Below are 6,757 nucleotides of genomic sequence, written 5' to 3'. Positions count from 1 at the left end.
CCGGTTACGACGACGACTACCGGCCACTCGGCACCACCACGGTGATCCCATCCAGCCTGAGCATGCCGTGGCTGCCGAATGGCTCCTACACCACATCGATGACGTACAAGGCTGACGGGTCCGCGGCCACGCTGACGTACCCCGCGGCAGGCAACCTGCCCACGGAGACGCTGACCAGCACCTATGATGACAACGGCTACGCGCTGACGTTGAGCGGCCTGCAGACGTACATCGCTGCGACGAGCTACCACGCCTTCGGCGCCCAGTACCAGCAGATCCTGGGCTCCGGCAGCAAGCGGGTCCGGCAGACGACTGTCATCGACGAGGCCAGCGGCCGGCTCACCAGCAGCAAGACCGAGACCGAGAACGCCGCGAACCCCAACACGTGGATCGAGCGGCTCACCGAAGGCTACGGCTACGACCAGGCCGGCAATGTCAAGAACATCACTGAGACCTCGGCCGGGTCGACCGTGTCCAACCAGTGCTTCGGCTACGACGCACTCCGCGAACTCGCGGAAGCGTGGACCACGACCGCGGCGACCTGCCAGACCAACCCGTCCGCGGCGGTAGTCGGTGGACCTGACCCGTACTGGACCAGCTACCGGTACGCCACCGGCACCAACAACTACAGCAACGGCAACCGCACCCAGGAGATCCGCCACGCCATCGGCGGCGGCACCGACACCACCCGCACCTACACCTACCCCACCACCGGCAAACGGCACACCCTCACCAAGGTCGACGCCACCGGCGGCAGCACCGGCACCGACAGCTACACCTACGACAACGCCGGCAACATGCTCACCCGCAACATCGCCGGCAAGCCCGGTCAGACTCTCGGCTGGGACAGCGAAGGCCACCTCGCCACCGTCACCGACAGCGCCGGTGTCAGCAGCTACATCTACGACGCCGACGGCAGCCGCCTCGTGTCGAAGGACCCTGCTGGGGCGACCGCGTACCTGCCCGGGTATGAACTGCGCAAGGTCGGCGGCACCGTCACCGGCACCCGCTACTACAGCGTCGCCAGCCGCACTCCGGCCGGACTGACCTGGGTCGCCGCGGACCACCACGGCAGCGGACAACTCGCCGTCGACGCAGTCGCCCAGACCGTCACGCGGCGCAAGACCGACCCGTTCGGCAACCCTCGCGGCGCCGATCCGATGTGGCCCAGCACCAAGGGGTTCGTCGGTGGCACCCGCGACAACACCGGACTCATCCACCTCGGCGCCCGCGAATATGAACCCGCCACCGGTCGGTTCATCTCCGACGACCTCATCACTGATGTCAGTAATGCCCAGCAGGTGAACGGTTACGCATACGCTGAGAACAACCCGGCCACAAGCAGCGACCCGACAGGCCTGGCTACCGACGATGTTCTCTATCCGTGCGGACAGAAGAACGATTCGTGCCCTGTTGCGCCACCTGGCAGCGGTGGCGGCGGTGGCGGTGGCGGCGGTGGCGGCGGTGGCGGTGGCGGCGGTGGCGGCGGCGGCGGTGGTATCAAAGGTCTCGGCAACGATATCAACGGCGACGGTGTCGACGACGTCACTGACGGAGACCTATTTCGCGCGCTGATGATCCATCCCGAGGTCGTCGAAGATGACGATCCATATGTAGTCGGTCCGAAGGTGGTAGGCGGGGGCGGGATGGCAGCCCAAGCGCTGCGCATCTGTATCGCCCAAACCGCCACTGCGTGCAGTATTTACTTCGTTGCGCAGTTGGTTGAAGTGTGCGATTGCAAGCTCGTTTTCCCGAAGATGCCGAAGGGCGAGCGACTCGAAATCTTTGTTGTGCCTGGCGGGGCCGGTCGTCCAGGTGAAGTGCCGCGCCGTGGCGGCTCGGGAGCGCAGAGCGAAGCTAATACTGAGTTCCACCGACTGGCTCGAGAAATGGGTTATGAGAGCCCCGCCAAGATGGGCAAAGCTATTTGGGGGGCTAAGGAAGAGGGCGCCCTGCTGAAGCTGGAGCAGGCGCAGACGTTGGCGGACGTGCCCAGAGGCTTGACGTTCGAACGGGCGAAACGGATGCGAGACATCTACGCTGCGGAGACAGTCCGCAACGGTGTCAACAACCCGACAGCTCCTGCGAGGATGCGTTTGATGCAACGCTACATGGACCTGATGTCATGATGGCGATTGAGTCAAGGAGGCTCGCCATGTCGGGCGAGACGCGTCGAAATGCAATGTCCTTACTTGTCGAGGACGGAGGTACGGCGGTTGTGAAGATTGTTTCGGCAGATGATACCTTTGCATCCGTCGTTCTCGATCGAGATGTCGAAATGGAGTACGACGACCCTGCGTCCGGTCGCATGCAAATGGTCTTCAATGCGCCCGACCTGGTGGTGATCCGTGCAGACAATGTGACGATGACCGACGATTCGGGTATCCGACTGTATCCGGACTTTGCTGATGTGTCGACCAGTTCGGCGCGCCGTGACTCGCGGCGCGCAGGTTTCCAGATGATCGTGGCATCGGACTATCCAGCCGACTTTAGTTTGGGTATGGAGCCACTTGGAATGCAGTTGGCGTTAGAGGCCGGAAAGCTCGTAAATATCGAATATAGCGGGCAGCAGTCTGTGGAATTGGTGTTGTTTTCAGATGGACCGGCGATCTACGCAACAAACGTTTGTGTCGTAGATGAGAGTGGCTTGCAGTTGTATGTCGAAACGGACTAGGTGCTGCAGGTCGACCCCCGATGCGAGAGTGAGGAGCATTTCGAGGCGGACGACAGGCGGCCGTCCGACACTCGGGTAGATCGCGCAAATAGGTTCCCCGGCTTTGTTGGGGTGGTTATCTGCTTCCGGTCGGAGTAGAGGCGAGGTCATTCGCTGCGGCCTGCGCTTGCCGGGCGTCCCATACTCTCTGGGCGCGGTAGCCGAGCTCGTGTCTGGTGCGGCGCGTGTTTATCAGGTCCCTACATGTGATTGAGATAGGCCAATTTGCGGCAGCCGGAACCGCCCGATGCTCTACATCTGGGATGCTCACTCGGGCATCAACCTCGGAAACATCGGGCCGTTTCCGAGGTTCCCGGACCCAGCGAAGTCAACGGCGGACGGACTCCGATCACTCGATCGGATCGTTCGAATGGGCGCCCGACAGTCGTCGGTTGGTTGTTGTCAGCTTCGACTTCTGGGAGGTCGACGACAGCTCTGGTGTGGTCGACCTCGGCGACGGCCTGCTGACCTGAGCGGGCGCGGGGACCGCCGACGATCCCCGCGCCCTTGTGCTCAGCTGTAGACCTCGAACTCCAGCAGTGAGTAGCCCCACGCCGTGCCACGGGTGGTGCCGTTGATGCGGACATAGCGGCCGGTCGCGGCCAGGGCGGTGTTGTCGTCGACGCCGCCGTCACCGCCGGTCACCGAGCGCACCGTCGTCCAGGTGGTGCCGTCAGCCGACGTCTGGATCTGGTACGCCGAACCGTACGCCGCCTCCCACGTCAGCTTGACCCGATCGATGGCGTAGGACTGGCCGAGGTCGACCCGGATCCACTGTGGATCCGCGGCCGCGCTCGACCACCGGGTGGTCAGCGAGCCGTCCACGGCCGCCGACGCCGGGGTGCCGGCGTTCTCGGTGCTGGACACCGTCACCGGCTTGTTCAACGCCAGGTTCGCCGACGGCGGTTGCGTGGTGCCGGAGGTGAACGTGAAGTCGTCGATGTCGAACAACGATCCGGTCGCGGCGCCGGTGAACACCAGGTACAGCTGGTGCGTGCCGGCCGGTGGGCTGATCGTCCCGGTGACGTCGACCCAGGTCTCCCAGCCGCCGGTCGAGGTGACCTGCACCGTGCCGGCCACCGGGCCGGTCGGCGAGTCGGTCCGCACCGAGATGGTGCCGCCGACGCCGGCCGAGGCGACCCGCGCCTTGAAACCGGTGACACCGGCCAGGTTGTACGTGTTGAAGGCGATCCAGTCGCCGTTCTCGATGTACCCGACGGCGTTGCCGCCGTGCGCGCTGGCCTTGGCGGCGAGCTGGACGCCGTTCATGGTGTTGTAGTGCTCGGCCTGCCGGGTCCGGGGCTGCAGCTGGTGCTGGTCCTGGACCGCGGTCCCGCTGACCGGGGTGTACACGGCGGCCATGACCCCGAAGATGTTCGAGCTGGGGTCGTGTTCACCGTCCACTGTGGTCTGGATCGACCCGGTGCAGCCGGTCTTGCTGGTGATCGGGTGACCGTGACTGTCGTGGCCCAGGACGTAGTTGACCACGACCCGGTTGCAGTCGATGGTGCCGGCGTTCGGGTCGGTGACCCGCACCTCGAACGGCACCAGGTCCCCGAACTGGAACACCGAGCCGTCGGCCGGGGTGATGAGCTGGATCGTCGGCCGGCCGACCCCGACGACGACACTGGCCGTCGCGGTTCTGCCGCCGGTGTCCCGGACCGTCAGCGTCGCGGTGTACTCGCCGTTCGTGGGGTATGTGAACGTCGGGTTGGCCGCGGTGGAGTCGGTGCTGCCGTTGGTGGTGAAGTCCCAGGCGTACGTGATGGCGTCGCCGTCCGGGTCGTTGGTGCCGGCCGAGCTGAACTGCACGGTCAGCGGCGCCGCCCCGGAGGACGGGGTCGCGGCCGCCTGCGCGATCGGCGCCCGGTTGCCGCCGCTGTTGTACTCGATCCGGTACAGCGCCGAGTTGGCGTCGCCGCCGAACCAGGTGGTGCCGTAGTCGAGGACGTACAGGGCGCCGTCCGGCCCGAACTCCATGTCCATGATGGCGGTTCCGGTCCACGGGATCTGGGTGATCGCGCCGGCCGTGCCGTTGGCGTTGATGGCGGCCGCCTTGATCCAGCGGCTGGTGAACTCGCCGAGCATGACCTGGCCGTTGTAGGAGGCCGGGAACTTCACGTCGGAGACCAGGTTCGGGTTGAAGTTGTAGACCGGGCCGGCCATTGGGCCGCCGCCGCCCAGCTCGGGCCGCCACGGACCCTGGCCACCGTAGGGCAACCAGGCAGCCTGCGACGGCGGCAGGGTGGTGATGCCGGTGTTGTTGGGCGAGTTGTTCGTCGGTCCCCCGGCGCAGTTGTACAGGCCGAGCGACGGGCCGGTCGGGAACACGTACTCGTTGTACGGAGTGTTGTAGTTGGAACAGTACGGCCAGCCGAAGTTGCCCGGCTGGGTGATCCGCTCGAACGAGACCGTGCCGGCGGGGCCCCGGTTCGCATCGGCGGAGCCCGCGTCGGGGCCGTAGTCACCGAGGTACACGACGCCGGTGGCCTTGTCGACGCTCATCCGGAACGGGTTGCGGAAGCCCATCGCGTAGATCTCGGGCCGCGTCTTCGCGGTGCCCGGGGCGAACATGTTGCCCGACGGGATGGTGTAGCCGCCGGTCGCGCCCGGCTTGATCCGCAGGACCTTGCCGCGCAGGTCGTTGCTGTTGCCCGAGGTGCGCTGCGCGTCGAAGGCGGGGTTGTGGTCGGCTCGCTCGTCCAGCGGCGCGTAACCACCGGAGTCGAACGGGTTGCTGTCGTCGCCGGTGGACAGGAACAGGTTGCCGGCCGCGTCGAAGTCGATGTCACCGCCGACGTGGCAGCACAGGCCACGGCTGGTCGGCACGTCGAGGATCGTCACCATCGAGTTCGGGTCGATCGTGTAGTCGTCCCGCACGGTGAACCGGGCCAGCTTGTTGGAGCCGTTGAACGGGGCGAACTGCGCCGCGGTGCCGGTGGACGGGGCGTCGCCGGCGGGTGTGCTCAGCGGCGGCGCGTAGTACATGTACACCCATTTGTTCGTGGCGAAGTTCGGGTCGGCCTTGATGCTCTGCAGACCCTCCTCGTCGTGGGAGTAGACCTGCAGCGTCAGGGCGACCTTCGTGTTGCCGTTGACATCGGTGTACCGCACGACGCCGTCCCGCGCGGTGTGCAGCACGCCGCGGTTGGGCAGCACGGTGAGGCCCATCGGCTCGCCGGTCTCCGCCACGCCCTTGGCCAGGTTCACCTGGCTGAACGTGCCCGCGGCGGACACCGAGCAGTTGCCGATGTTCTGCGCGGCGTACTTGATGCCGCCGAGCAGGTGGGTGCGGAAGTTCGCCTCGGTGTAGCTCTCCTGGGTGTGGCCGAGGCCGGTGTACCAGGAGCGGCCGCCGTCATACGCGCGGCACCAGGAGATCGGGTGATCGCCGTTCATGGTGCCGCCGGTGTACGTGGCCTCGTTGAGGTTCGCCAGGACGTGCACCTGCGAGCGCGGGTTGGTGCGGTAGTTGTACAGCTCGTCGGTGCGGTTCCAGTTCGTCGGGATGCCCGCGTTGGAGGGGTGTGCGGGGTCCTCGATGCGGACCGTGACCGGCTGGATCGCGGGGTGGCTGGAGAAGTAGGCGCCGACGAGGTTGCCGTACCAGGGCCAGTCGTATTCGGTGTCGGCCGCGGCGTGCACGCCGACGTAGCCGCCGCCCGCCCGGATGTAGCGCTCGAACGCGGCCTGCTGGTTCGCGTCGAGCACGTCGGCGGTCGTGGACAGCCAGATGACCGCCTTGAACCGGGCCAGGTTCGTGTCGTTGAACTGGCTCGCGTCCTCGGTGGCCTCGACGGTGAAGTTGTTCTGCGTGCCCAGTTGCTGGATCGCGGCGATCCCTGCCGGGATCGCGTCGTGCCGGAACCCCGCGGTCTTGCTGAAGATCAGCACCGTGAAGTCGGCCGCGAACGCCGGAGCGATGTTGAAGGCCGCTCCGGCCAGCACCATGGCGACGCAGAGCAGCACTCTGCGAATCATGATCGGTTGCACCTCTCCTGTGAATGCAGCAGCGTCGAACGACGTGCGCCGATCACGTCAGCT

General features: G+C 66.0%; 3 protein-coding genes. 2 read left to right on the top strand and 1 reads right to left on the bottom strand.

Annotated features, from left to right (window positions below):
- Together Dsi01nite_RS18100 and Dsi01nite_RS18095 are read left to right on the top strand one after the other, a co-directional pair.
- The coding region (locus Dsi01nite_RS18100) for an RHS repeat domain-containing protein (protein ID WP_239135970.1) at nucleotides 1-2,129 on the top strand (2,129 nt) is incomplete at its 5' end.
- 26 nt (nucleotides 2,130-2,155) lie between these two features.
- The gene (locus tag Dsi01nite_RS18095) at nucleotides 2,156-2,674 is read left to right on the top strand and encodes a hypothetical protein (RefSeq protein ID WP_203847349.1); all 519 of its coding nucleotides are present in this window, start codon (nucleotides 2,156-2,158) and stop codon (nucleotides 2,672-2,674) included.
- A 552-nt stretch (nucleotides 2,675-3,226) separates the two neighbouring features.
- Here Dsi01nite_RS18095 and Dsi01nite_RS18090 read toward each other — a convergent pair.
- Complete coding sequence (locus tag Dsi01nite_RS18090; RefSeq protein ID WP_203847348.1) at nucleotides 3,227-6,694, bottom strand: ThuA domain-containing protein; 3,468 nt, start codon at nucleotides 6,692-6,694, stop codon at nucleotides 3,227-3,229.
- Nucleotides 6,695-6,757: the final 63 nt, after the last annotated feature.

Origin of the sequence: Dactylosporangium siamense (assembly GCF_016862795.1) — a bacterium.
GTDB classification, from domain to species: domain Bacteria; phylum Actinomycetota; class Actinomycetes; order Mycobacteriales; family Micromonosporaceae; genus Dactylosporangium; species Dactylosporangium siamense.
The sequence above is the reverse complement of the archived record's forward strand: the minus strand, read 5'-3'. Positions and strand labels throughout refer to the sequence as shown.

Excerpts from the sequence above, each read along its gene's own strand:
- Dsi01nite_RS18095 (WP_203847349.1), top strand. The coding sequence starts at position 2,156 with ATGTCGGGCGAGACGCGTCGAAATGCAATGTCCTTACTTGTCGAGGAC.
- Dsi01nite_RS18090 (WP_203847348.1), bottom strand. The coding sequence starts at position 6,694 with ATGATTCGCAGAGTGCTGCTCTGCGTCGCCATGGTGCTGGCCGGAGCG.